The organism is Catenulispora yoronensis, assembly GCF_039531695.1.
In the GTDB taxonomy this organism is placed as follows: domain Bacteria; phylum Actinomycetota; class Actinomycetes; order Streptomycetales; family Catenulisporaceae; genus Catenulispora; species Catenulispora yoronensis.
Map to the genome: position 1 here is coordinate 290,032 of NZ_BAAAQN010000001.1, position 25,304 is coordinate 315,335.

Annotated in this window: 17 protein-coding genes; 15 read left to right on the forward strand and 2 right to left on the reverse strand. The window is 71.1% G+C overall.

The window, feature by feature from the left end; translation table 11 throughout:
- Window positions 1–170 precede the first annotated feature (170 nt).
- Both ABD481_RS00985 and ABD481_RS00990 read right to left on the reverse strand, forming a co-directional pair.
- The gene (locus ABD481_RS00985) at window positions 171–2,828 is read right to left on the reverse strand and encodes a GH92 family glycosyl hydrolase (protein WP_344663525.1); all 2,658 of its coding nucleotides are present in this window, start codon (window positions 2,826–2,828) and stop codon (window positions 171–173) included.
- A gap of 168 nt (window positions 2,829–2,996) precedes the next feature.
- Window positions 2,997–4,472: a glycoside hydrolase family 76 protein gene (locus tag ABD481_RS00990; RefSeq protein ID WP_344663526.1), complete on the reverse strand. Its 1,476-nt coding sequence runs from the start codon at window positions 4,470–4,472 to the stop codon at window positions 2,997–2,999.
- Between the two features lie 732 nt (window positions 4,473–5,204).
- On the opposite strand from ABD481_RS00990, the gene ABD481_RS00995 reads away from it, so the two are divergent.
- The 15 genes from ABD481_RS00995 to ABD481_RS01065 all read left to right on the forward strand — a co-directional run bounded on the left by ABD481_RS00995 (window position 5,205) and on the right by ABD481_RS01065 (window position 25,259).
- On the forward strand, window positions 5,205–7,610 hold the full coding sequence (locus tag ABD481_RS00995; RefSeq protein ID WP_344663527.1) for a ricin-type beta-trefoil lectin domain protein: 2,406 nt from the start codon (window positions 5,205–5,207) through the stop codon (window positions 7,608–7,610).
- Window positions 7,611–7,727: 117 nt separating this feature from the next.
- Entirely contained in the window at window positions 7,728–8,861 is a 1,134-nt protein-coding gene (locus ABD481_RS01000) for a ricin-type beta-trefoil lectin domain protein (protein WP_344663528.1), read from the forward strand.
- Window positions 8,862–9,044: 183 nt separating this feature from the next.
- Window positions 9,045–12,035, forward strand: coding sequence for a lectin (locus ABD481_RS01005; protein ID WP_344663529.1), 2,991 nt, complete (start codon window positions 9,045–9,047; stop codon window positions 12,033–12,035).
- A gap of 241 nt (window positions 12,036–12,276) precedes the next feature.
- Window positions 12,277–13,119: an IclR family transcriptional regulator gene (locus ABD481_RS01010; protein ID WP_344663530.1), complete on the forward strand. Its 843-nt coding sequence runs from the start codon at window positions 12,277–12,279 to the stop codon at window positions 13,117–13,119.
- 302 nt (window positions 13,120–13,421) lie between these two features.
- A complete protein-coding gene (locus ABD481_RS01015) occupies window positions 13,422–15,149 on the forward strand; it encodes an FAD-dependent monooxygenase (RefSeq protein ID WP_344663531.1) in 1,728 nt (575 codons plus the stop codon).
- 104 nt (window positions 15,150–15,253) lie between these two features.
- Entirely contained in the window at window positions 15,254–16,108 is an 855-nt protein-coding gene (locus ABD481_RS01020; RefSeq protein WP_344663532.1) for a fumarylacetoacetate hydrolase family protein, read from the forward strand.
- 2 nt (window positions 16,109–16,110) lie between these two features.
- Window positions 16,111–17,037: a VOC family protein gene (locus tag ABD481_RS01025; RefSeq protein ID WP_344663533.1), complete on the forward strand. Its 927-nt coding sequence runs from the start codon at window positions 16,111–16,113 to the stop codon at window positions 17,035–17,037.
- Window positions 17,038–17,128: 91 nt separating this feature from the next.
- The gene (locus tag ABD481_RS01030) at window positions 17,129–18,838 is read left to right on the forward strand and encodes an ATP-binding cassette domain-containing protein (RefSeq protein WP_344663534.1); all 1,710 of its coding nucleotides are present in this window, start codon (window positions 17,129–17,131) and stop codon (window positions 18,836–18,838) included.
- A 35-nt stretch (window positions 18,839–18,873) separates the two neighbouring features.
- Window positions 18,874–20,121 (forward strand): ABC transporter substrate-binding protein, encoded by a 1,248-nt coding sequence (locus ABD481_RS01035; RefSeq protein ID WP_344663535.1) that lies wholly within the window; start codon window positions 18,874–18,876, stop codon window positions 20,119–20,121.
- On the forward strand, window positions 20,118–20,333 hold the full coding sequence (locus ABD481_RS01040; protein WP_344663536.1) for a hypothetical protein: 216 nt from the start codon (window positions 20,118–20,120) through the stop codon (window positions 20,331–20,333). Before ABD481_RS01035 ends, ABD481_RS01040 begins: the two co-directional genes overlap by 4 nt.
- Entirely contained in the window at window positions 20,330–21,193 is an 864-nt protein-coding gene (locus ABD481_RS01045; protein ID WP_344663537.1) for a branched-chain amino acid ABC transporter permease, read from the forward strand. Before ABD481_RS01040 ends, ABD481_RS01045 begins: the two co-directional genes overlap by 4 nt.
- Window positions 21,190–22,200 carry a branched-chain amino acid ABC transporter permease gene (locus tag ABD481_RS01050; RefSeq protein ID WP_344663538.1) on the forward strand — a complete coding sequence of 337 codons (1,011 nt, stop codon included), beginning with the start codon at window positions 21,190–21,192 and terminating at the stop codon, window positions 22,198–22,200. The genes ABD481_RS01045 and ABD481_RS01050 overlap by 4 nt, the downstream gene beginning before the upstream one ends.
- A complete protein-coding gene (gene mhpA / locus ABD481_RS01055) occupies window positions 22,197–23,864 on the forward strand; it encodes a bifunctional 3-(3-hydroxy-phenyl)propionate/3-hydroxycinnamic acid hydroxylase MhpA (RefSeq protein ID WP_344663539.1) in 1,668 nt (555 codons plus the stop codon). Before ABD481_RS01050 ends, mhpA begins: the two co-directional genes overlap by 4 nt.
- A 4-nt stretch (window positions 23,865–23,868) precedes the next feature.
- Entirely contained in the window at window positions 23,869–24,627 is a 759-nt protein-coding gene (locus tag ABD481_RS01060; RefSeq protein ID WP_344663540.1) for a CoA transferase subunit A, read from the forward strand.
- Window positions 24,628–24,629: 2 nt separating this feature from the next.
- Window positions 24,630–25,259, forward strand: coding sequence for a CoA transferase subunit B (locus ABD481_RS01065; RefSeq protein WP_344663541.1), 630 nt, complete (start codon window positions 24,630–24,632; stop codon window positions 25,257–25,259).
- The last annotated feature ends 45 nt before the right edge of the window (window positions 25,260–25,304 follow it).

A 25,304-nucleotide genomic window follows, 5' to 3' on the forward strand; every position in this document is an offset into this window, starting at 1 on the left:
AGGTGCTGGAGCGCGGCGACGAAGGCCGGCCCGACGCCTTCGCGCCGGAGGTAGGACTCGGCCGGATCCGGCCAGGGTTCCGGCCGGACCGGTCCGGTGATCGATTCGCCCTACGCGACAGTGCTCCGACCCGCACAGGCGGGTCGGAGCACCGGATCACCAGCGGTCCGCTATGACAGCGTCCACTGTTGGTTCACTCCGCCGTTGCAGTCCCAGATCTCGACCTGGGTGCCGTTGGTGGCGCTGAACCCGGGGTCGTCCAGGCAGCGTCCGGAGGCCGGGTTGACCAGCGTGTTGCCGTTCTGCTGCCACTGCTGGTTGCCACCGCCGTTGCAGTCCCAGATCTCCACCAGCGTCCCGTTGGCGGTTCCGGCCCCGGTGACGTCCAGGCACTTGCCGTTGACCTGGAGCGTCCCTCCGGTGGAGGTCCACTGCTGGGCGCCGGTGCCGTTGCAGTCCCAGATCTGGGCCTTGGTGCCGTTGACGGTCGAGCCGCCGTTGTCGTCCAGGCACTTGCCCGCGATCCCGGAGGTGACGGGGCCGGTGTGCGAGGTCGGGTTGGTGCCGGAATCATAGGCCGGCGGTGCGTCGGCGGCCCCGGAGCCCCAGGAGGACGCCGCCGAGCCGAGGGTGAAGTCCAGGGTGACCCCGTTCTTCCACGTGGCCTGCGACATCCAGTTCTTCGTGCTGGCCGCGCCGTTGACGTTGAGCGACTGGACGTAGTAGTTGCTCGCTGAGGCGGCGGGGGCGTTGATGGTCATGGTGTTGCCGCTGGGCAGGTGTACGACGGCCTGGGTGAAGATGGGGCTGTTGAACATCAGGTCGCCGCTGCCCGGGGTGACCGGGTACATGCCCAGGGCGCCCCAGACGTATTGGGCGGACATGGTGCCGAGGTCGTCGTTGTTGGGGAAGGCCGCGGAGGTGGGGGTGTCTTTGTAGAACTGGTTGAGCATGCGGTTGACGACGGATTGGGTGTGGGAGGGTGCGCCGGTCCAGTTGTAGAACCAGGGGGTGCCCAGGTCGAATTCGTTGGAGAGGAAGGACTGGTTGCCGTTGGAGCCGTCCATGGTGGTAAAGAAGCTGTCCAGCAGCGAGTTGGTGGCCGAGTTGCCGCCGAGCAGAGCCGCCTCGGCGGGCTGGTCGAAGGGCACGACGAAGCGGTACTGCGCGGCGCTGCCCTCGATGAAGCCGTTGGAGCTGGTCGGGCTGATGCTCACCCAGGAGCCGTTGCTGTTCTTGGGGTTGATCAGGCCGTTGGCGGTGTTGAAGATGTGCTTCCAGTTGTTGGCCCGGCTGGCGAACGTCGTGGCGTTGCCGGAGTCGCCGAGCGAGGACGCGAAACGGGACAGGGCGAAGTCGGCCTGGTCGTACTCCAGCAGGCTCGCGGCCGAGCCGTGTACGTTGCAGCAGCCGAGGTTGCCGTTGTAGAGATCGTCCGGCAGGTAGCCGTACTGGTTCTCCAGAGTCGTCCCGCGACGCACGTTGTTGTTGGTCGTGGCCTCCTGCAGCATGTCCGACAGTGCGGTGGCGGTGTCGAAGTTGGTGGCGCCGAAGGCGTAGTAGTTCGCCAGTGCGGCGGTCGCCGGGTCGCCGGCCATCACCCAGTTGTAGAAGTTCATGAAGCCCCACTGCGGGAACGTGCCGCCCTGGGCGTAGTCGTTCACCAGCGACTGGGCTATATCAGAGGTCTGCACTGGTGCGACCAGCGCGGACAGCTGGGTCTGCGCGTGGTAGACGTCCCAGCCGGAGAACTGGTCGTACTGCGCGTGTCCCGACGAGGCCGTGTGCACGGCGTTGTCGAAGCCCATGTACTGGCCGTTGGTGTCACTGACCACGTTGGGGTGCAGCAGCACGTGGTACAGCGAGGTGTAGAACAGCTGCTGCTGCGCCGCCGTGCCGCCGCCGACCTGCACCTTGTTCAGCAGGGTGTTCCAGCTGTTGTGCGCCGCGGTCTGGGTGGCGTTGAAGTCGAAGCCGCTGTTCTCGGCCTGCCAGTTCGCCTTGGCGTTGGCCGTGCTGACGAACGAGACGCCGACCTTGGCCTGCACGACGTGGTTGGAGCTGGTGTTGAAGGTCAGGAACACCGAGTTCGGACCCGCGCTCTGGCCCTCGTTGACGATCTGGCTGGCGGTGAACGGCTGGTCGAAGACCATGTCGAAGTGCACCGTGTAGCTGCCGGCCTCACCGCAGAAGCCACCGCTGGTGGCGGTGCCGGAGATCTCGGTGTTGCTGACGATCTGCGCGCTGGACGCCGAGGTGTTGTTCTGGCTGTCCAGGAGCTTGACGAGCAGGTCGGCCTGGGTCGTGGCCGGGAACGTGAAGCGCGCCATACCGGAGCGCTGAGTCGCGGTCAGCTCGGTCTTGATCGCGGAGGATCCGCTGTTCACCGAGTAGTAGCCGGCAGTGGCGACTTCTCCGGTGTGGGTGAACGACTCCATGTGCGCACCGGGGTCGCCGGAGGGCAGCGCGCCGGTCAGCGGCAGGATCGGCAGGTCGCCCATCGCGCCGCAGCCGGGGCCGGCCATGTGCGTCAGGCCGAAGCCCCGGATCTGGCTGGCGCCGTAGTCGTAGCCGCCGCCGTCGTTGCGGCCGGTGGCGGTGTCCGGGCTCCACTGGACCATGCCGAAAGGCACGTCCGCGCCCGGGAAGTCGTTGCCGCCGCCGCTGGTCATGATCCGGGCGTCGACCAGCGAGGCCGGATCGGACACCAGGGTCGCGGCGTGGGCCACGGACGTCAGGCTGGGGAAGGCCGCGGCGGCGACCAGGGTCGCCCCGGCGACGAACGACCGGATCAGGGTTCTGGATCTGCGGGGACTGGGGAGGGCCATGAGTTCTCTTTTCCAGGTGATGGGCAGGGTGATGGGCAGAAGTGGTGGACAGGATGGTGGACAGGTCGATGGCCGGCTCGGCGGACGCGTTGACCGCCGAGCCGCTGGAGGAGGTCCGTGGACCGTTCGTGGCCGGGCAGAAGACCGGCGGGTGGTGCCGGCGACGGCTTACGGCAGCGTCCACCTCTGGTTGGCGCCGCCGTTGCAGTCCCAGATCTCCAGCCGGGTGCCGTCGGTGGTGCTGCTGGCGGGATCGTCGAGGCAGCGGCCGGACTGCGGGTTCAGCAGCGAGCCGTCGGACCGGGCGCTCCACACCTGGGCGCCGGTGCCGTTGCAGTCGTAGAGCTGCACCTTGACGCCGTTCGCGGTGCCGCCGCTGATCACGTCGAGACACTTGCCCAGGACGCTGAGACTGCCGTTGGAATTCACGGTGAACTGCTGCGCCACGGACCCGTTGCAGCTCCACAGCTGGATCGCGGTGCCGTTGGCCGTGCTCTGGTGGTCGTCGTCCACGCACTTGCCCGCCAGCGCGGAGGTGATCGGGCCGGTCGGCGGGGCCGATCCGCCGAGCGCGGCGACCAGGGCGGCCTCGGCGCTGGCCTGCGCCCCCGAGGTCAGGCCCTGGATCGGGCCGGCCCAGCTCAGGCCGAGCTGGCCGGCGCTGTTCGTGTCGTGGGCGATGATGGAGTTCGCCTGGGCCTGGAGGTAGCCGTCGTAGGCGGTGGTGCCGGCGACGGTGGCCAGGGTGCGCAGGCCGCGGACGTAGACGCCCTTGAACGAGGGCCCGTCGGCGCCGCAGTTGGGTTCACAGGGCTCGACGACGATCCCGTTCTGGTTGAAGTGCGCCGTCGAGGCGCCGGCCAGCGTGGCGGCGGTGGACAGCAGGCCGGTGTTGCCGGTGGCCCGGGACAGTTCGGCCAACCCGGCCAGGACCACGCCCTGGTTGTAGGTCCAGACCGTCTGGCCGTTGTTCTGGCAACCGCTGTTCAGACCGTCGTTGATCAGGTGCGAGCCGTTGATCAGGCCGCTGCCGTTGAACCAGCTCCACTCCGCGTTCGCCCATCCGAGATAGGTGCTGTCGCCGGGGATCCGGTTGTGGAGCGCCGCCGTCAGGTCCAGGAAGAGTTCGTTGGGGATCGCGTTCTTGTAGGACTTGGCGGTGCTCCAGTAGACTCCGCCGCCGCAGCTGGAATCCCAGTAGTTGTGGATGTAGGCGGCGTCGGTCTGGGCCATCTGGAGGTACGCGGTGTTGCCGGTGAGGTCGTAGGCCTGCACCCAGGCCAGGCCCCACCAGCCGGTGTCGTCCATGTACGCGTTCTCGAAGTTCGAGCCCTTGTTCGCGTTGAAGGCTCCCGCGATGGCGTAGCTGTAGGACGTGTCCCCGGTGGTCTGCTGGTAGGTCATGATCGTGCTCAGCGCGACCGCGGAGGTCCACCAGCCGTCGGTGCCGATGAGCCCGGTGCCGGAGTTGTAGCCGGCCATCAGCACCTTGGCGCCGGAAGCCGCGGCCGGGCTGGAGGCGGCGGGCGCCGGCGACTGGGCGGCCGCCGCCGAACCACCTCCGACGACGCCGATGGCGAACGCCAGGCCCGAGACCAGCGCGACCAGGACTGCTGTCAGTCTCCTCGTTCTCGTTCTGAACATGTGCGGCTCCTGAGTGCTTCGGTGGGGGCGGGAAGGCCGGATCACAGGTCCACAAAGTCACGGCCCACCTGGGCGCCGCCCGGCTCGCGTGCGTCCAAAGCTGATAACGTTCCCAGATTCTGGACACACCGGCAGCGCGACCCTTGGAGCCTGTCCGGTTGTTGGCCTTGCTTTCTGATCAAAAGAGCAGGAGATCGAGTCGAGCGCACCGCCCACGCTCATGGGAACGTTCACACACCGGGGTGAGTATCGGGCGCACTCAAAGCCCTGTCAAGACGGCGGAGCGGGCCGAACCCGGACGTCCGGCGCGCCGGACGGCTTCCCCGCCGGTCAGCGCCCGGTGACCCGGGCCGGCCCGCTTCGAAGTCCTGTTGTTCGACTCTGGGCCATCTCGTTGAAATCGCCGAGTTATTTCCAGGCTATTGACAGAACCGCTCAATACTCACCACGATGCACCACGGTGACCCACCGGCTGCCGGGCGACCGCCCTCATCCGACACAGCAGGGGTCGCCAGTCACCCGGCGACGCCTCGTTCCCGTCGGGCGCCCCACAGCACGCTGATCCACGTCGCGCCGGCGGCCGTCCACCGACATCATGCTCCACGGCCGACGCGGCGCGGCGACGGGCGCCCGCGCGGCGAGTCCTGCCCACCGGCTGTCGCCAGGGGCGAGCGTCACCATCGTCGCCGATCGGCGCGCGTGGACCGGTCGACCGTCCCGAGAGGAAGTCCGATGAGCCCCACCCCCACGACCCGACCACCGAGACCCTTGCTCTACCTGGCCCTGACCGCGCTGTTGGCGTCGGTGTTCTTCACCGTTTCCGGCACTCCGGCGCGGGCGGCGACGTCCACCACGATCTCGGCGAACGGGAACAGCGGTGGTCGGACGTTCGACGGCATCGGCGCGATCAGCGGCGGTGGCGGCAACTCCCGGCTGCTGCGGGACTACCCGGCCGCCCAGCAGTCGCAGATCCTGGACTACCTGTTCAAGCCCGGCTACGGCGCGGATCTGCAGATGCTGAAGCTGGAGATCGGCGGGGACGCCAACTCCACCGACGGCTCCGAGCCCTCGATCGAGCACACCCGCGGGGTCGTGAACTGCAACGCCGGATACGAGTTCTGGCTGGCGCAGCAGGCCAAGGCCCGCAACCCCAACATCGCCTTCTACGGCCTGGCCTGGGCCGCGCCCGGCTGGATCAACGGCGGATTCTGGTCCACCGACACCATCAACTACCTGATCAGCTGGCTGGGCTGCGCCAAGGCCGACGGCGTGCCGGTGACCTACCTCGGCGGCTGGAACGAACGCGGATACGACGCCAACTGGTACATCAACCTGCGCACCGCCCTGAACAACGCCGGCTACTCCGGCGTGAAGATCGTCGCCGACGACTCCGGCTGGGACGCCGCCGACGCGGCCGCCTCCAACTCGGCGTTCAACAACGCCGTGTCGATCTGGGGCGCCCACTACTCCTGCCAGGGCGGCGACGGCGGCAACGCCAACACCTGCTCCAGCGACTCCGCCGCGCAGGCCAACGGCAAGCCGCTGTGGGACAGCGAGCAGGGATCGCAGGACATGAACACCGGCGCCCCGGCGCTGATCCGCGCCATCACCCGCGGCTATCTCGACGCCAAAATGGTCAGCTACTTCAACTGGCCGCTGATCGCCGCGATCTACCCCAACCTCCCCTACGCCACCGTCGGCCTGGCCACCGCCGGCTCGCCGTGGTCCGGCGCCTACACCATCGGCGCCAACACCTGGGCCACCGCACAGGTCACCCAGTTCACCCAGCCGGGCTGGAAGTTCCTGGACGCCGGGTCGGGCTACCTGGGCGGCTCGGAGTCCAACGGCACCTACGTCACCCTGAAATCGACGAACAACAGCGACTACACCACGATCGTCGAGACCACGACGGCGAGCGCCGCGCAGAGCGTGACGATCAACGTCAGCGGCGGTCTGTCCACCGGCCAGGTGCATGTCTGGTCCACCAACGTCAACAACCCGAGCAGCGGTTCCTCGCTGGTCCACGCCCAGGACATCACCCCGTCCAACGGCTCGTACACGCTGACCGTGCAGCCCGGCTACGTCTACTCGATCACCACCACGACCGGCCAGGGCAAGGGCACCGCCACCTCCCCGGCCAACGCCGCGCTGGCGCTGCCCTACAGCGACAACTTCGAGTCCACGGCCACCAACACCGAGGCGAAGTACCTGTCGGACATGCAGGGCTCCTTCGAGGCCCAGCCGTGTGCCGACGGCCGCTCGGGCCAGTGCGTGCAGCAGGTCACGCCGGTGATCCCGATCGAGTGGCAGAACGACTCCGACGCGTTCTCCCTGATCGGTGATCCGACGTGGTCCAACTACACGGTGAAGGTCGACGTCGATCTGCGGCAGGCCGGCACCGCGGAGCTGCTGGGCCGGGCCGGCACCCAGTCCCGGCCGCAGGGGAACCAGAACCTGTACAAGTTCCGGGTCTCCAACACCGGGGCCTGGTCCATCGTCAAGAACTACTCCAGCGGCAGCTCCACCACGCTGGCGAGCGGCACGGTCGGGGCGCTGGGCACCGGTTCCTGGCACACGCTGGGGCTGACGTTCCAGGGCACGCAGATCACCGCCACGGTGGACGGCGGCACGGTGAGCACCGTCAACGACAGCACGTTCCTGTCCGGGCAGGTCGGCATCGGCGTCGTCGGCTACCAGACCGACATGTTCGACAACCTGACGATCACCCCCGGCAACGGCACGGCGCAGCCGCCGAGCGGTCCGATCACCTCCGGGATCGCGGGCAAGTGCCTGGACGACAACGGCGGCTCGACCGTCAACGGCACCAAGGCCCAGATCTGGGACTGCAACGGCACCGGCGCGCAGACCTGGACGTACAACGGCGGGGCGTTGCAGGTCAACGGCAAGTGCCTGGACATCACCGGGGCCGGGACCACGGCCAACGGGACGCTGGTGGAGATCTGGGACTGCAACGGCGGCGGCAACCAGCAGTGGCAGCAGAACGGCAACACGCTGGTCAACCCCGACTCCGGACGCTGCCTGGACGACCCCGGCTTCAGCGCCACCAACGGCACCCAGGTCGAGATCTGGGACTGCAACGGCGGAGTGAACCAACAGTGGCACCTGCCCTCGGCCTGATCGCCGGCAGACCTCTGTGACGTAGTGCCGGGCGTCCACCCCGATCGGGTGGGCGCCCGGCGCCGCCTGCGCCACTCCTCTTTCACGCCACCCCCCGCAGCACAGTGAGGATTGTTCATGAAACGACCAGCACTTTCCCTGGCCGCCACCGTTCTGGCCGCGCTCGGCGTCGCCGGAACGAGCGCGACCACCACCGCGGCCGCCGCCACTGCGAACGCCGCCGTTCCGAACGCCGCCGCGACCTCGCTGCGGTTGATGCCGCTGGGCGACTCGATCACCTGGGGCGTCGGCAGCAGCACCGGCAACAGCTATCGCGGGGCGTTGTGGGACGACCTGTCCGCCGAGGGCCACGCCCTGGACTTCGTCGGCACCGGCCGCAACGGCACCATGTCCGATCCCGACAACGAGGGCCACTCCGGCTACCGCATCGACCAGATCTCGGCCCTGGCCGACGCGTCCGTGGACCACCGCCGACCCAACGTGATCACTTTGGAGATCGGCACCAACGACCTGAACCAGAACTACCAGGTGTCCACCGCCCCGGCGCGTCTCAAGACCCTGATCGACCAGCTCACCGCCGACGCCCCGGACGCGACGGTGCTGGTCGGGTCGGTGATCGTGTCCACGAACTCCGTCGAGGAACCCAACCGGGGCGCCTTCAACCAGCAGATCCCCGGCATCGTCCAGACCGAGCAGGCCGCCGGCAAGCACGTCCGCTACGTCGATATGAGCGCCCTGACCGCCGCCGACCTGTCGGACGCGCTGCACCCGAACGACGGCGGCTACAAGAAGATGGCCGACGCGTTCAACGGCGGCATCCAGGCCGCCGACGCCGCGGGCTGGCTCAAGGCCCCGGCCCCGACCGGCGGCGCGGTGCAGTCCGGGGTCGCCGGCAAGTGCCTGGACGTCAACGGCGGCAGCACCGCCGACGGCACCGTGGCCCAGATCTGGGGCTGCAACGGCACCGACGCCCAGTGGTGGTCGGCGTACGCCGACGGGACCCTGCGGGCCGAGGGCAAGTGCCTGGACGCCACCGGCCAGGGCACCGCCAACGGCACGAAGGTCGAGACCTGGAGCTGCAACGGCGGCGCGAACCAGGTCTGGCAGGCCTACAACGGCGGCTACCGCAACCCGGTGTCAGGCCGCTGTCTCGACGACCCCGGGCTGTCCACCACCGACGGCACCCAGCTGGTGCTGTGGGACTGCAACGGCGGCGCCAACCAGAAGTGGACGACGCTGCCGACCGGCTGAGCCCGGGACGGGCCGGCGGAGCGGATCATCCACATCCGCGCCGCCGGCCCGCCGCGTCTCCGTCGCAGCACTCGTGCCCATTTATAGCAGTACTCGCACATATCGCCCGGAACCATCACAGCACCCGAACACCGCCCCATTCGACCCTGGAGCCCTGAGCCAATGAAACGATGGCGCCTGCCAGTGACCGTCGCACTGACCCTCGTCGGATCCGTCCTGGGATCCGTCGCCCCGACCGCCGCCGAGGCGGCCGCGGGCCCGGTGACCAATCCCGCCTCCATCGTCAACCCGCTGCTGGGCACGTCCAACGGCGGCGACACCTTCCCCGGCGCCGACGCGCCGTTCGGCATGGTGCAGTGGAGCCCGGACACCCCCAAGCGGCCGGCCGGCGGCAACTACGACTACAGCGACAGCACCATCACCGGCTTCAGCCTGACCCACCTGTCCGGACCCGGGTGCAACGCCACCGGCGACATCCCGATCCTGCCGACGGTCGGCGGGATCGACGCCAACGCCACCTCGGGCTTCTCCCACGGCACCGAGTCGGCGAGCGCCGGCTCGTACGCCGTGACGCTGGGCAACGGCGTCAAGACCGAGCTCACGGCGACGACGCGCTCCGGCATGGCCCGGTTCACGTTTCCGACGACCAACCAGGCGAACCTGCTGTTCAAGCTGGGTTCGGCGGCCACCAGCACGACGGTCCTGAACTTCGGCACCGTCGGCACGAACGAGGTCGCCGGAGCGATCACGTCCGGGCATTTCTGCGCCTCCAGCCCGACCTACACGATCTACTTCGACATGGTCTTCGACCGGTCGTTCAGCACGAACGGGACGTTCGCCAACGGCGGTTCGGTCACGTTCGACGCGTCGTCGAACCATGTCGTGCAGGCCAAGGTCGGCATCTCCTACGTCTCGGCCGCCAACGCGGTCGCGAACCGCACGGCCGAGAACTCCGGGTGGGACTTCAACGGCACCCGCCAGAACGCGCAGAACGCCTGGAACAACGTCCTGGGGAAGATCCAGATAGCCGGCGGCACGACCGATCAGCAGGCGGTCTTCTACACCTCGCTCTACCACTCGCTGCTGCATCCGAACGTCATCAGCGACACCAACGGCCAGTACACCGGGTGGGACCACCAGGTGCACACGGTCGGCGGGGGCCAGGGCGCGCAGTACGCGAACTACTCCGGCTGGGACATCTACCGCTCGCAGGCCCAGCTTGAGGCGCTCGTCGCACCGCGGCAGGCCGGGGACAGCGCGCAGTCGATGGTCAACGACTACACCCAGGGCGGCATCCTGCCGAAGTGGGGGCTGGACAACGCCGAGACCTACGTGATGAACGGCGACCCCGCCGAGGCGATCATCGCGGACTACTACGCGTTCGGCGCGCACAACTTCGACACCGCGTCGGCCAAGGCCGCCATGGTGAAGCAGTCCACGGTCCCGAACAGCATCCGCAGTGGGCTGAACTACCTCACGAACTACGGCTATCTGCCCTCGGACGGAACGTACGCGTCAGGCTTCTACGGCTCGGTCGCGACGCTGCTGGAGTACGACACCGCGGACTTCGCGGTGTCGTCGTTCGCCGGGGCGCTCGGCGACTCGGCGACCCAGAGCCAGTTCCTCAACCGCGCGCAGGACTGGCGCAACTCGTTCAACCCGGCGAGCGGCTTCATGCAGCCCAAGCTGATGAACGGGTCGTGGACCGGCGGCTTCGATCCGAGCAGCAGCAACAACTTCGTCGAGGGCACCTCGTGGCAGTACACGGGCATGGTGCCGTTCAACGTGCGCGGCCTGGCCGACGCCATGGGCGGCAACGGCCCGATGGGGACGTACCTGGACAACGTGCTGTCGAACTTCCACGGCTCCAACGGCACGCACGCCGACCTGGGCAACGAGCCCTCGCTCGAACTGCCGTGGGAGTACGACTACGTCGGGCAGCCGTGGAAGACGCAGCAGATCGTCCGGCAGGTGCAGGACCAGCTGTGGCCGAACAACCCGGCGAACTGGTCGGTCGGCAACGACGATCTGGGCACGATGAGCGCCTGGTACGTGTGGTCGGCGATGGGCCTGTTCCCGGAGACGCCCGGCACGGCGGACCTCGCGATCGGCAGCCCGCTGTTCACCAGCGTCACCGTCACGCTCGGCGGAGGCGGCAAGATCTCCATCTCGGCGCCCCAGGCCGCCGACAACGCCCCGTTCGTCCAGAGCGCCACCCTCAACGGGTCCGCCTGGAACAACGCCTACCTCCCGCCCTCCTTCGCGACCGGCGGCGGGACGCTGGCCTTCACCCTGGGCACGAGCGCGAACACCGGCTGGGCGGCCGCCGGCTCGTCGGCGCCTCCGTCCTACGCGGGCACCGGCGGTGCCCAGCCCCCGGTGACCCAGCCGGGCGCGACCGGGCCCATCGCCTCCGGGCTCGCCGGCAAGTGCGTCGACGTCGCGAACTCCGGCACCGGTGACGGCACCGCCGTGCAGCTGTACGACTGCAACGGCTCCTCCGCCCAGCGGTGGACCGTGACCGGCGACGGGTCGGTCCACGCCCTCGGCAAGTGCCTGGACGCCTCGGGCAGCGGCATCGTCAACGGCACCAAGCTCCAGCTGTGGAGCTGCAACGGTTCCGGCGCGCAGCAGTGGCGCGTCGACACGGCCACCAGCGCGCTGGTGAACCTGAACTCGGGGCTGTGCGCCGACGATCCGGCCGGGACCACTACCAACGGCACCCAGTTGCAGCTCTACAGCTGCAACAGCTCGGTCGCCCAGAAGTGGACGCCTCCCGTCGTCCACACCGGCGCGATCACGTCGGCCGTCGCCGGCAAGTGCGTGGACGACAACACTGGCTCGACCGCTGATGGAAACCACATCCAGCTGTGGAGCTGCAACGGCTCGGGGGCGCAGTCGTTCGCGGTGCCGGGTGACGGAACCCTGATGCTGGCCGGCCGCTGCGTCGACGTCACCGGCGGCGGCACGACGAACGGCACGAAGATCGAGCTGTGGGACTGCAACGGCGGTGCCAACCAGCAGTGGACCTACGTGGCCGGGACCGGCGCCCTCCAGAACCCCCAGTCGGGCCGGTGCCTCGACGATCCGGGCGCCACGACCACCGACGGCACGCAGCTGGAGCTCTGGGACTGCAATTCGACCAATGCGCAGCACTGGACGCTGCCGTCCTGACGGCAGCTAACCGCTCCGGGCCCGGTTCGGCGGTGAGCCGAGGCGGGCTGTAGTGGGCATAGTAGTACCGGTGGGCCCGCGCTCTGCGGAATCGGAGCGCGGGCCCACCGCACTCTCCGCAGCTATTCGCTGCGGGCGCTCTGGGTGCGGCGGGTCGGCGCGGAAGGTACGGTGTCCGCCACTGCTCTCCCTACGGAATCCCGGCCCGACGGCAGCGGCGCCGGACCGAAAGGCGACATCGATGACGACGGACCCGGCCGACGACCGCCGCGTCGGCTATGCGCAGGTCGCGCGCGGGAAACGCCCGGCCCACGGCGAGCCGGTCCTGGAGCGGGCGTTCGCGCTGCTCGGGGCGTTCAGCGCACAGCACCGCACCCTGGGGCTGGCCGAGCTGAGCCGGCGGGCGGGACTGCCGAAAAGCACCGCCCTGCGCCTGGCGCGCAAGCTCGTCGAGCTGGGGGTGCTGGAGCGGGCGGCGGACGGCGGGTTCGCGGTCGGGGTGCGGCTGTGGGAGATCGCCTCGCTCGCGCCTCGCGGGCAGGGGCTGCGCGCGGTGGCGATGCCCTACATGGAGGACCTCAGCCTGGTCACCAAACAGCATGTGCTGCTGGCGGTCCGGGACGGGGACGAGGCGCTGATCGTCGAGCGGCTGTCCTCGCGCGGGGCCAGTCCCGTGCTGTACCGGGTGGGCGGACGGGCTCCTCTGCACTCCACCGGGGTCGGGCGGATCCTGCTGGCCTTCGGGAGCTTCGACTTCCAGCAGGACTATCTGGACAAGGAATGGCGGCTCACGCCGGAGAGCCTGCCGGTCTCCAACCCTGATCTGCGCCGGGCGCTGGCGGAGGTCCGCCGCGTCGGCTACGCGCAGGTCGCCCGCTCCCAGCCGGTCCCGGTGGTCTCGGTCGCCGCGCCGATCTGGGACGGCGACAACGCCCTGGCCGGGGCGTTGTCCATAGTCTTTCCGACGCCGGGCACCGATCCGCTGGCGTTGATCCCCGCGGTGCGCGCCGCCGCGCGAGCCATCTCGCGCGAGCTCGGCTCGACCAAGGCGCCGGGGCCGGGCTCGGGCAGCACCGCCGGCTGAGGCGTCGCCGGACTGGTCCGGCTTGGCTCCATTACTCACAGCGGGCCGCTGCTGCGTGCTGCCTGCCGCCTGCCGCCTGCCGCCTGCCGCCTGCCGCCCAAAAACACGCCGCACGCCGCTCGCGCCCGGCGTGCCAATCAATGAAACCGCGCACGACCCGGACCGGGTGCCGCGCACATCATTTCGAACACGCCGCCACCGCTGTGAGGCCGCGCGAACCGTCCCGTAACGACGGTCCGGAGCCGTCCACCGGCTGACCGCGCTCGTACCGACACCCGCACATCACGAGGAGAGGCGCTGCTTTGCCGCGCGATGAAGAAAGCCACCCGCCGCCGCCCGACCGGACCCCGGTCCTCATCGTGGGCGGCGGTCCGGCCGGTCTGGCGACCGCCGTCGAGCTGGCCGCCCACGGCGTCGCCTCGACCGTGGTCGAGACCCGGCCGGCGGTCTCCTGGCTGCGCCCCCGGGCCAAGACGACCTCGGCCCGCACCATGGAGCACCTGCGCCGCTGGGGTCTGGCCGACGCGGTCCGCGAGCGGGCCGCGCTGGCGCCGTCGTGGTCCGACGAAGTGGTCTTCTGCACCACCCTGCTCGGGCCCGAGGTGACCCGCTTCGACCGCTGCTTCGGCCTGGACCTGGGCGCGGACCACCTCGTCGCCGAGGCCGGCCAGCAGATCCCGCAGCCGGCGGTCGAGCTCGTGCTACGGGAGGCGGTGGCCGCGCTGCCGGACACCCGGCTGGCCACCGGCTGGACCGTGACCGCCGTGGAGCAGGACGGCGGCGGCGCCACCGCCCTGGTCCAGGACGGGGCCGGCCGGGTCCGGAGCATCAGGGCGTCCTACGTCGTGGGCTGCGACGGCGCGCGCAGCGTCGTCCGGGACGCCATCGGCGCGGTCTTCGAGGGCGAGGACGACGGACGGCCCAACTTCAACCTGGTCTTCCGGGCCCCCGGGCTGGCCGAGCTGGTCCGGCACGGGAACGCGGTGCAGTACTGGGCGCTCAATCCCCGGCAGCCGGGGGTGGTCGGCCGGATGGACCTGGCCGACACGTGGTGGTGCATCGCCATGGGCGTCGAGGCGGACCGCGGCGCGGCGGACCCGGTGGGCCTGGTGCGGGCCCTGATCGGCGAGCCGGGCGCCGGGGTGCCGATCGAGATCGTCGCCACCGACCCCTGGCGGGCCCGGATGCGGCTGGCCGACCGGTTCGGGAGCGGCCGGGTGTTCCTGGCCGGCGACGCGGCGCACCTCAATCCGCCGTGGGGCGGCCACGGCTACAACACCGGCATCGGCGACGCGGTCAACCTCGGCTGGAAGCTCGCCGCGGTCCTCAACGGGTGGGCCCCGCCGTCGCTGCTGGACAGCTACGAGGCCGAGCGGCGGCCGGTGGCCGCCGAGACGATCGCGGTGGCGGTGCGGAACATGGCCACCCTCGCCCCGGAACTCGCCGATCCGAGGCTGCTCGGCCCGCCGGCCGAGTTCGCCGCGGCCCGGCCGGCCGTGGCGGCGGCGGTCCGGGCGGCGAAGGACCGCGAGTTCCACAGCCTGGACCTGGTGCTGGGCACTTCCTACGCGCACTCCCCGATCGTGGCGTCGGCCGGCGCGGCTGGTGCGGCTGGTACGGCCGACGCGTCCGGTGCCGCCAGTGCGTCCGGACCGCCTCAGGACGGTGCCGAAACGCCCCCCGACGGCGACTACCGTCCCAGCGCCGCGCCGGGCAACCGGCTGCCGCACCGGTGGCTGGCGCCCGGCCGATCCCTCTACGACGTGCTCGGCCCCGAATACAGCCTCGTCGGGGAGCTCACGGCCCCGGCCGCGGCCCCGATCGCCGAGGCCGCCCGCAGGCTCGGCATACCGCTGACCGTGGTCGAGCTGCCCGGGGCTCGGGACTGGTTCGAGGCACCGCTGGTGCTGGTCCGCCCGGACCAGCACGTGGCCTGGCGCGGGCACCGGATGGACGAGGCCGGCGCGCTGCGGCTGCTCCTGGGCGGCACCGGGCACCACACCCGGCCGACCCTCGAAAATTCACCATGATGAATCGCCGCAACACTCTTGACATGAATAAGACCAGCCAACATGCTCTCCATATTCATCATGGTTATTTCTTCTGACGGATCCTTGACGGAACAGGACACCCCATGCGCATCGCCAACGTGGCCGGACGTTTAGCCCTGATCACCGGTGGGACGGCCGTCGACGTCGAGACGGCGAGCGCCGGCCGGTTCGGGCCGGACCCGCAGGGCGTCTACGCCCGCTGGGACGAGTTCACCGCCTGGGCCCGCGAGGCCGACCTCCCGGCCGGCGAGCCGTTCGACGCGGACGACCTCGGGTCGCCGGTCCCGGCCCCGCGCCAGGTGCTGGCGATCGGCCTCAACTACCGCGAGCACGCCGCGGAGTCGGGCTACGCGGCCCCCGCCGCCGAGCCGCCGGTCTTCACCAAGTTCAGCTCGTGCATCACCGGCCCGTACGGCGAGGTCGTGCTCCCGCCCGGCGGCCACACCGACTGGGAGGTCGAGCTCGTCGCGGTCATCGGCCGCCGCGCCTACCAGGTCTCCGAGGCCGACGCCCTGTCCCACGTGGCCGGCTACACGGTCGGGCAGGACATCTCCGAGCGGATCCTGCAGACCGCCGCCACCCCGCCGCAGTTCAGCCTGGCCAAGTCGCTGCCCGGGTTCGGGCCGGTCGGGCCGTGGCTGGTGACGCTGGACGAGTTCGACGACCCGAACGATCTGGAGCTCGGCTGCGCCATCGACGGCGAGCAGGTCCAGCTGGGCCGCACCAGCGGCCTGATCTTCTCGGTGCCGGCGCTGGTCAGCAAGCTGTCGGCGAGCATCCCGCTGCTGCCCGGCGACCTGATCTTCACCGGGACCCCGTCCGGCGTCGGGCTGGGGCGCGAACCCCAGCGCTGGCTGCGGGACGGCGAGGAGCTGGTGAGCCGGATCGAGGGCATCGGCGAGCTCCGTCAACGCTTCGTCTCGGCCAAGGAGGCCTGACCATGACTCTGCACCGGCTCCTGTCCGTCTCCATCGGCGTCCCCGACGTCGCGCAGACCGCCGGCTACTACTCCGAGTTCGGGCTCGGCGCCGAGGCGGACGGGTGGTTCACCACCCGGGACGCCGGACGGCAGCTGCGCATCGTCGCAGCCCCGACCCGCCGGCTGGTGGAGCTGCGCGTCGGCGTCGACGACCGCGACGACCTCGGCCGCGCGGCGGCGAACCTGGCCCGGCTCGGCGTCGTCGGCGTCGAGCGCACCGCCGACACGCTGACCGCCGTCGAAGCGGCCACCGGCGTGCGCGCGGTCCTGGAGGTGGCGCCCCGGCTCGTGCAGGAGCGCGTTCCGGCCACCTCGTATAACGGCCCCGGCCGGATCGAGCGCCAGGGCTCGCGCGCGCCGGGCATCCTGCGGACCGGGCCGGTCCGGCCCCGCAAGCTCGGGCACGCGGTCGTCGGCACCACCGACCTGGCGGTCGCGGGGGCCTTCTTCACCGAGGGCCTGGGGTTCAAGGTCAGCGACCGGATCGGCGAGGTCGGGGTCTTCCTGCGGTGCTCGACCGACCACCACAACCTGCTGCTGCTCCAGGCGCCGGTCACCTACCTGCACCACACGTCCTGGCAGGTCGACGACATCGACGACGTCGGCCGGGGCGCGGCGGCGATGCTGGAGGACCACCCCGAGCGGCACGTGTGGGGCCTGGGACGGCACCACGCCGGCTCGAACTTCTTCTGGTACCTCAAGGACCCGGCCGGCAACTTCAGCGAGTACTACTCCGACATGGACTGCGTCCCGGACGACCAGCTCTGGACGCCGGAGGTGCTGGAGGGCGCGAAGGGCCTGTTCAACTGGGGCCCGCCTCCGCCGCCGTCGTTCCTGGCGCCCGAGGACCTGGGCGCGCTCATGACCGGGAGCCACGGCGCGCGGTAGCGCCGGCCCCGGATCCCCACCGAGTAAGGCCCCTGATGTTTTCGACCCACCCCTCCTGCCTGCCGAAGGGCGCACTGTGGTTCTTCCCTCCTTGAGCGTCGAGCACCTGACCAAGCGGTTCGGGGGCGTCACCGCCGTGAACGACGTGAGCTTCCACCTCGCCCCGGGCGAGGCCCTGGCCGTGATCGGTCCGAACGGGGCGGGCAAGAGCAGCTTGCTCAAACTGCTGTCCGGGGCGTACCGGCCGGACGAGGGGTCTGTCCGGTTCGGCGGCACGGCCGTGGCCGACCTGGCCCCGCACGAGGTCGCGCGGCACGGCATCGCCCTGGCCTACCAGATCCCGCGGCCGTTCAAGGGGCTCACGGTCCGGGAGAACATCGCGATCGGCGCGATGGCCCGGCGGGACGGTGGCCGTGGTGAGCACGGTGAGCGCGCAGAGCGTGGCGGCGGTGGGCGCGGTGGCGGAGAGCGCGGCGGCCGCAGCCGTCGCGGCCTCGATGGCTGGGGCGGTTTCGGCAGCTGGAGCGGTCTCGGCGGCCGGGGCGGACCCGCCTCGCGGGACCGGTACGCGGCGGTCGAGGCGGTCCTGGAGACGTGCGGCCTGGCCGACAAGGCCGCGCTGCCCGCGTCCGCGCTGCGCCTGCTGGACCTCAAACGCCTGGAACTGGCCCGGGCGCTGTCCGTCGACCCGTCGCTGATCCTGCTGGACGAGGTCGCCGCCGGGCTGAACGGGCGCGAGCTCGACCAGGTCGTCGAGCTCATCCGCACCATCCACGCGCAGGGCCGGAGCCTGATCCTGGTCGAGCACGTCGAAGGCGTCGTCGCCGCGCTCGTGGACCGGGTCCTGGTCATGGACTGGGGCCGGGTCATCGCCGAGGGGACGCCGGCCGAGGTGTCCGCCGACCCGCGAGTGCGCGAGGTGTACCTCGGCAGCGGTCACGCCGCCGGGACGAATGCCGAACCGGAGAACGAGCCGGACACCGAGCCGGACACCGAACCGGACACCGAACCGGACGCGAAGCCGGTCCCCGATCAGCGTCCTGCCCGGAAGCCCGCGCGAGAACCGCTGCTCCGGGCGACGTCCCTGACCACCGCCTACGGCGACATCGTCGCGCTGCGGGACGTCAGCGTCGACGTCGACGCCGGGGAGATCGTCGCCGTGCTCGGGGCCAACGGCGCCGGGAAGTCCACCCTGGCCGGCACCCTGTCCGGGGCGCTGCGCGCGGCGTCCGGCCGGATCGAGTTCGCCGGACGCGACGTCAGCGGCGAACCGTCGTACGCCCGCAACCGCGACGGCATCGCGCACTGCCCCGAGGGCCGCCGGATCTTCGGCGAGCTGACCGTGCTGGAGAACCTGTCGCTGAGCGGCGGCCTGCGCCTGCGCCGGGCCGAGCTGCGCGACCGGCTCGACGACGTACACGAGATCTTCCCCATGCTCTCCGAGATGGCCGACCGCCGCGCGGGCGAACTGTCCGGCGGCCAGCAGCAGATGCTGGCGATCGGACGGGCGCTGATGTCCCGCCCGCGGCTGCTGCTGTGCGACGAGATCTCGCTCGGACTCGCCCCGGTGGCGATCGACGCGCTCTACGAGGCGCTCGTGAAGATCCGGGAGCGCGGCGTCGCCGTCCTGCTCGTCGAGCAGAACGTGCACCGCAGCCTCACCGTGGCCGACCGGGTCTACGTCCTGGAACGCGGCCGCGTCAGCTACACCGGCGCGCCCGAGTTCCTCACCGACCAGGCCACCCTCGACGAGTTCTATTTCGGGACGAGGACCGCTCTCGCCCCGGCCCGCGACGCCTGAACGCCGATCCACCGACCGAAGGGACCCGCATCATCATGAGCCGATCCACCATATTCAGAGCCCTCGTCGCCGGGGCCGTCGCCCCGCTGGCGCTCACCGCCGCGTGCGGCGGCAGCACCAAGGGCGGCGGCGCGAACGCCGCCGCCGGCGGCTCGGGCGGCGGCCAGACCGTCGTGCTGGGCACGAGCCTGTCGCTGACCGGCCCGCTGGGGCAGTTCGGCGTGGCCCTGCAGTCCGGCTACCAGCAGCAGATCTCCGACCTCAACGCGGCCGGCGGCCTCGACGTCGGCGGCACCAAGCGCAAGGTCGCGCTGACCGTGCTGGACAACCGCAGCGACCCGAACACCGCGACGCAGCAGGTCCGCGAACTCGTCCTCAAGGACGGCGCGGTCGCGCTGCTCGGAGCCTGCACGCCGCCGATCGTGGCGCCCGAGGCGCTGGCGGCCGAGCAGCAGAAGGTGCCCTACGTGTCCTCGTGCAACCCCGTCCACGCCTTCCAAGCGGGCAACACCGCCGGCTGGACCTACGCCTGGGACCTGTTCTTCGACGAGCAGGACCAGGCCACCGCCGTCGCGAAGGGGCTGGCGATGACCACCGGCGGCAAGAAGGTGGCGCTGTTCACCGACACCGAGCCCGACGGCGTCGCCGAGCGCCCCCTGTACAAGCAGGCGCTGGCGGCCGCCGGCCTCCAGGTCGTCGGCGACTACTCCTTCCCGGTCGGCACCACCGACTTCTCCTCCTTCATCGACGACGCCAAGAGCAAGGGCGCGCAGCTGGTCGCCGGCCAGATGGTCCCGCCGGACGGCATCGCCCTGTGGAAGCAGATGAAGGCCCTGGGATTCCAGCCCGACGCCGCCTTCGTCGCGAAGGCCGCGGCCGGCAACAGCTGGCCGAAGGCCCTGGGCCCGATCGCCGAGGGCACCCTGTCCGACGCCTTCTGGTCCCCGGGCACCGGCCTGGCCAACAGCCAGGCCCTGATGGGGACGCTGGGCAAGCAGTACCCGGGCAACATGTCCGACCTCAACATCGCCGTGCTGGGCTACACCGTGGCCGCGATCGTCACCGACGGGATCAAGAGCGCCGGCAGCACCGACCCGGCCAAGCTCAACGCCGCGATCGGCAAGACCGACGCCGACTACCCGCTGGGCCACATCAAGTTCGGCGACAAGCACACGGCCGCCACCCCGTTCCTGCTGACGCAGTGGCAGAACAACGACACGGTGCTGATCGTGCCGAGCACGCCGGACGCGAAGCTGGAAGAACCCGCGAAGGGCCTGCGGTGACGGCGGCCGGTCCGCGCCGGGACGGTCCACGCCGGGCCGATCAGCTCCGCACCGAGCAGTGCCGCAACGAGCAGCTCGGCGCTGGTCAGCTCCGCACCGCTCAGCTCCGCACCGCTCAGCTCGGCACCGGTTCGCGCCGGAACAGTTCGCTCGGCACCGATCAGCGCCGCGCCGAGCACCCCGCCGCCCACCTGGCAGGAGCACCCCGGTGACCGCGAACGCCGTCGTCAACGGCCTGCTCCTCGGCGGCCTGTACGCGCTGGTGGCCCTGGGCCTGTCGATCGTGTTCGGGGTCCTGCGGCTGATCAACCTCGCGCACGGCGAGATCCTCATCGGCGGCGCGTACCTCGCCTACGTCATCAGCGAGCATCTGGGCATCGGGCCGTTCCTCGCGCTGCCGCTCGCGGTGGCCGCCGTCGCGGTCCTGGCCTACCTGGTCCAGCGCTTCCTGCTGACCGGGCTGCTGGTCCGCGGCGCCGAGGGGGCGCTGGTCGCGACGTTCGGGATCTCGATGCTCGTGCAGGGCGTGTTCTCCCAGGAGTTCAGCTCGACCCCGAAGGCGCTGACCAGCTCGCTGTCCACGTCCGGCTTCACCGTGGCCGGGGTCCAGGTCCGGGGCATCTACCTGGTCGCGTTCCTCGTCGCCGCGGCGCTGTGCGGCGCGGCGCACCTGGTGCTGACCCGGACCCGGGCCGGGCTCGCGGTCCGGGCCGCGGCGGCCGATCCGGCGACCGCCGGGCTGATGGGCATCGACATCCGCCGCGTCTACGCGGTCACCTTCGCGGTGAGCGCGGCGGTCACGGCGGTCGGCGGGGTCCTGCTCGGGGTCACCTTCAGCTTCACGCCGGACGCCGGCATCCCCTACCTGGTGATCGGCATCGCGGTCGTGGTGCTGGGCGGCGTCGGGAACGTCGCCGGCACCTTCGCCGGGGCGCTGCTGCTGGGCCTGGTCCAGTCGCTGGCCGCGGCGCAGTTCGGCGGCGGCTACCGCGACCTGTCCGTGTATCTGCTGTTCTTCGTCGTCCTCGCGGTCCGACCGCGTGGCCTGTTCGTCCGGAGGGCGCCGGCATGACGAGCCGTCTCACCGCACTGTTGCGCACGCCGGACCACCGGTGGCGGCTGTGGCCCGGCGTCGCGGCCTTCGCCGTGCCGGCCGCGATCGCGGCCCAGTCCACCTCGGCGTTCACCGCCTACCAGCTGGACATCGCCACGACCCTGCTGGCCTTCATCGCGCTGGCCCAGGCCTGGAACATCCTGGCCGGCTATGCCGGCCAGATGTCCCTGGGCGCCAGCGCCTTCGTCGGCACCGGCGCCTACAGCGCCGGGCTGCTGGAGGTGCACGCCGGCCTGGGCTACGGACCGGCGGTCGTCGGCGCCGTGGCCGCGGGAGTGGCGCTGTCGGCGCTGCTCGCCTACCCGCTGCTGCGGCTGCGCGGCGACTACTTCGCCATCGGCACCCTGGCCGCCGCGCTCGCGTTGCAGGCCTGGGCCGTGAACTGGTCGTTCGCCGGCGGCTCGACGGGCATCAGCCTGCCGGCCGCCGGGGTTCCGGGGCCCGTGGAGGTGTTCCAGCTGGCCTGCGCGGTCGCCGCGATCGCGATGATCGCGGCGTACCTGGTCGCGCACTCCGGCTTCGGGATGCGCCTGAAAGCGGTCCGGGACAACGAGCCGGCAGCGGTCGGACTCGGCGTCCCGGTCTTCCGCCACCGCCTGGGCGCGCTGCTGATCAGCGGCGGGCTCAGCGGCCTGGTCGGAGCCCTGCTGGCGCTCCAGCAGATCAGCTTCGAGCCCGGCGGCATGCTCGGCCTGGGCTGGACCATCAACGCCCTGCTGATGACGATCGTCGGCGGGATTGGGACCGTCCTGGGGCCGGCGGTCGGCGCCGTCGTCGTCTACTACCTGCTCACCAAGCAGCTGGAGAGCTACCAGACCGCCAGCGTGATCATCGAGGGCGCGCTGCTGATCGCGATCGTGCGCTTCGCCCCGCGCGGCCTGTGGCCGCTGCTGATCCGAGGCGCCGGCCGGCTCGGCACGCTCCTGCCCCGGCTCGCGCACCCGCTTCAAAAGGACGCACCATGAACACCTCCCCGCACCCGGCCGCCGAGCCCGGCATGGCCGGCCCGGCCGACCCGGCGGACTCGGCGGACTCGGCCCGCGTGGCCGACGTCGCCATCGTGGGCTACGGCCCGGTCGGGCAGCTGCTGGCCGCGTTGCTCGGCCGGCACGGCTACGAAGTCGTCGTGATCGAACGCTACGGCGGGATCTATCCGATGCCCCGCGCGGTCCACTTCGACCACGAGGTGGCCCGGATCCTGCAATCCGTCGGCATCCGGCCGGACACCGACCCGATCATCGAGCCCTACGACGACTGGTACGAGTGGCGCAACGCCAACCGGCAGACCCTGCTGCGGGTCGACTGGCGCGGCGTGGGCCCGTCGTGGTGGAACACCGCGAACTTCTTCGCGCAGCCCGACCTGGAGCGCGAGCTGGACGCCCGCGCCCGCAAGCACCCGACCGTGACCGTCCGGCGCGGGCTGCGCGCGGTCGCGGTGGACCAGGACCGGGACGGAGTGACCGTCACGGTGCGGCCGACCGGGGACTCCGGCGCCGAAGGCGAGCCGCACACCGTCCGGGCGCGTTACCTGGTCGGCTGCGACGGCGCGAACAGCACGGTCCGGAACCTGCTCGGCCTCGAGCTGACCGACCTCGGGTTCTTCTTCGACTGGCTGATCCTGGACATGATCCCGAACGAGCCGATGACGTTCGATCCGCCGGCCTGGCAGCTGTGCGATCCCGCGCGGCCCACCACCATCGTCCCCGGCGGACCCGGACGGCGCCGGTGGGAGTTCATGGCCCTGCCCGGCGAGGACGTCAACGACCTGAACAAGGCCGAGACCGCGTGGGAGCTCCTGCGGCCCTGGGGCCTGACGCCCGACAACGCGGAGCTCGAACGGCACACCGTCTACCGCTTCCAGGCGCACTGGGCCGACGAGTGGCGCGCGGGCCGGGTGCTGATCGCCGGCGACGCGGCGCACCTGATGCCGCCGTTCGCGGGCCAGGGCATGTGCGCGGGTCTGCGCGACGTGTTCAACCTGGCGTGGAAGCTCGATCTCGTCCTGCGGGGCGCCGCGGACGACCGGCTCCTGGACACGTACGGACCCGAGCGGTCGCCGCACGTGCGCCACTTCATCGACGTCTCCATCGGTCTGGGCAAGGTGATCTGCGTGCCCGGGCAGGAGCAGGCGGCCGAGCGTGATCGGGAGCTGATGGCCGCCATCGCGGACCCCGCCCTGGCGCCGGCCCCGCCGCCCGCGCCCCGGCTCGGGCCCGGCGTCTTCGCCGACGGCGACGAACAGGCCGGCCTGCTCTCGATCCAGTCCCGGGTGGAGTACGACGGATGCACCGGCCTGTTCGACGACGTCGTGGGCCACGGCTGGTTCGTGCTCATCGACGCGCACCCGGGCCCCAGGGCCGCCGGAGCCGTGGCGCTGACCGCCGCGAGCCGCGCCGTCCTGGCCCGGCTCGGCGCGAAGGTGCTCCGCGTGGGCGCTCCCGACAGCCCCGACGCCGAGGTCGTCGACCTCGACGGACGCTACGCGGGATGGTTCGCCGACCTGGGCGCCGAGGCGGTCGTGATCCGGCCCGACTTCTACGTCCACGCCGCGACCGACGCCGCAGGCCTGGACGGCACGCTGCGCGCCCTCGGGGCCCGGCTCGCCGCCCCCGCACCCGACAGGAAGTGACCGCATGGACAAGACCTATGACTCCGCCGCGCTGGCCGTCGCCGACATCGCGTCGGGCTCCTCGCTGGCCGTCGGCGGATTCGGGCTGTGCGGGATCCCGCACGTCCTGATCAGCGCCCTGCACGAGGCGGGCGCCGACGACCTGGAGACCGTGTCCAACAACTGCGGCGTCGACGACGCCGGCCTCGGGATCCTGCTCGGGGCCGGCCGGATCCGCCGGACCGTCAGCTCCTACGTCGGGGAGAACAAGGAGTTCGCCCGGCAGTACCTGGCCGGAGAGCTCGAAGTGGAGCTCACACCGCAGGGCACGCTGGCCGAGCGCCTACGGGCCGGCGGCTCCGGCATCCCGGCCTTCTACACCCCCGCCGGGGTCGGAACCCTGGTCGCCACCGGCGGCCTGCCCTGGCGGTACCACCCCGACGGGACGGTCGCGATCGCGTCGCCGGCCCGCGAGGTACGGGCCTTCGCTGGCCGGGACCACGTCCTGGAGCACGGGATCGTGTGCGACTTCGCGCTGGTCCGGGCCGCCGTCGGCGACCGGCACGGCAACCTGGTGTACGACGCGTCGGCGCGCAACTTCAATCCGCTGTGCGCCATGGCCGGACGGATCACCATCGCCGAGGTCGAGGAGCTCGTCGAACCCGGCGAGCTCGACCCCGACCGCGTCCACACCCCGGGCGTCTTCGTCCAGCGCGTCGTCGAGGTCGGCACGGCCGGCAAGCTCATCGAGAAGCGCACCACCCGACCACGAACGGAACCCTGACCATGGCCCTCACCCGGTCCGAACTCGCCGCCCGCGTCGCGCGGGAACTCGCCGACGGGCAGTACGTCAACCTCGGCATCGGGCTGCCCACCCTGGTCCCGAACCACATTCCGGACGGCGTGCACGTCGTGCTGCAGTCGGAGAACGGGATCCTGGGCGTCGGCCCCTACCCGCTGCCCGAGGAGGTCGATCCCGACCTGGTCAACGCGGGCAAGGAGACGGTCACGGTGCTGCCCGGGGCGTCGTTCTTCGACTCCGCGGCCTCGTTCGGCATGATCCGCGGCGGCCACATCGACGTCGCGATCCTGGGCGCGATGCAGGTCTCGGCGCGCGGCGACCTGGCCAACTGGACCGTCCCGGGCAAGCTGGTCAAGGGCATGGGCGGCGCGATGGACCTCGTGCACGGCGCCAAGCGCGTCGTGGTCATGATGGAGCACACCGCGCGGGACGGCAGCGCCAAGATCGTCGCGGAGTGCTCGCTGCCGCTCACCGGTGCGCGCTGCGTCCAGCGGATCATCACCGACCTCGCCGTGCTCGACGTCACCGCTGACGGCCTGGTGCTGCGCGAGACGGCGCCGGGTGTCAGCGTCGAGGACGTCCGCGCCGCGACCGCCGCGCCGATCGTCGGCTGATCGTTGGCTGATTGCAGCCGACTGCGGCTGACTGCGGCTGATCGC

Excerpts from the sequence above, each read along its gene's own strand:
- ABD481_RS01060 (WP_344663540.1), top strand. The coding sequence starts at position 23,869 with ATGGACAAGACCTATGACTCCGCCGCGCTGGCCGTCGCCGACATCGCG.
- ABD481_RS01035 (WP_344663535.1), top strand. The coding sequence starts at position 18,874 with ATGAGCCGATCCACCATATTCAGAGCCCTCGTCGCCGGGGCCGTCGCC.
- mhpA (WP_344663539.1), top strand. The coding sequence starts at position 22,197 with ATGAACACCTCCCCGCACCCGGCCGCCGAGCCCGGCATGGCCGGCCCG.
- ABD481_RS00985 (WP_344663525.1), bottom strand. The coding sequence starts at position 2,828 with ATGGCCCTCCCCAGTCCCCGCAGATCCAGAACCCTGATCCGGTCGTTC.
- ABD481_RS01065 (WP_344663541.1), top strand. The coding sequence starts at position 24,630 with ATGGCCCTCACCCGGTCCGAACTCGCCGCCCGCGTCGCGCGGGAACTC.
- ABD481_RS01010 (WP_344663530.1), top strand. The coding sequence starts at position 12,277 with ATGACGACGGACCCGGCCGACGACCGCCGCGTCGGCTATGCGCAGGTC.
- ABD481_RS01025 (WP_344663533.1), top strand. The coding sequence starts at position 16,111 with ATGACTCTGCACCGGCTCCTGTCCGTCTCCATCGGCGTCCCCGACGTC.
- ABD481_RS01020 (WP_344663532.1), top strand. The coding sequence starts at position 15,254 with ATGCGCATCGCCAACGTGGCCGGACGTTTAGCCCTGATCACCGGTGGG.
- ABD481_RS01050 (WP_344663538.1), top strand. The coding sequence starts at position 21,190 with ATGACGAGCCGTCTCACCGCACTGTTGCGCACGCCGGACCACCGGTGG.
- ABD481_RS01000 (WP_344663528.1), top strand. The coding sequence starts at position 7,728 with ATGAAACGACCAGCACTTTCCCTGGCCGCCACCGTTCTGGCCGCGCTC.
- ABD481_RS00990 (WP_344663526.1), bottom strand. The coding sequence starts at position 4,472 with ATGTTCAGAACGAGAACGAGGAGACTGACAGCAGTCCTGGTCGCGCTG.
- ABD481_RS00995 (WP_344663527.1), top strand. The coding sequence starts at position 5,205 with ATGAGCCCCACCCCCACGACCCGACCACCGAGACCCTTGCTCTACCTG.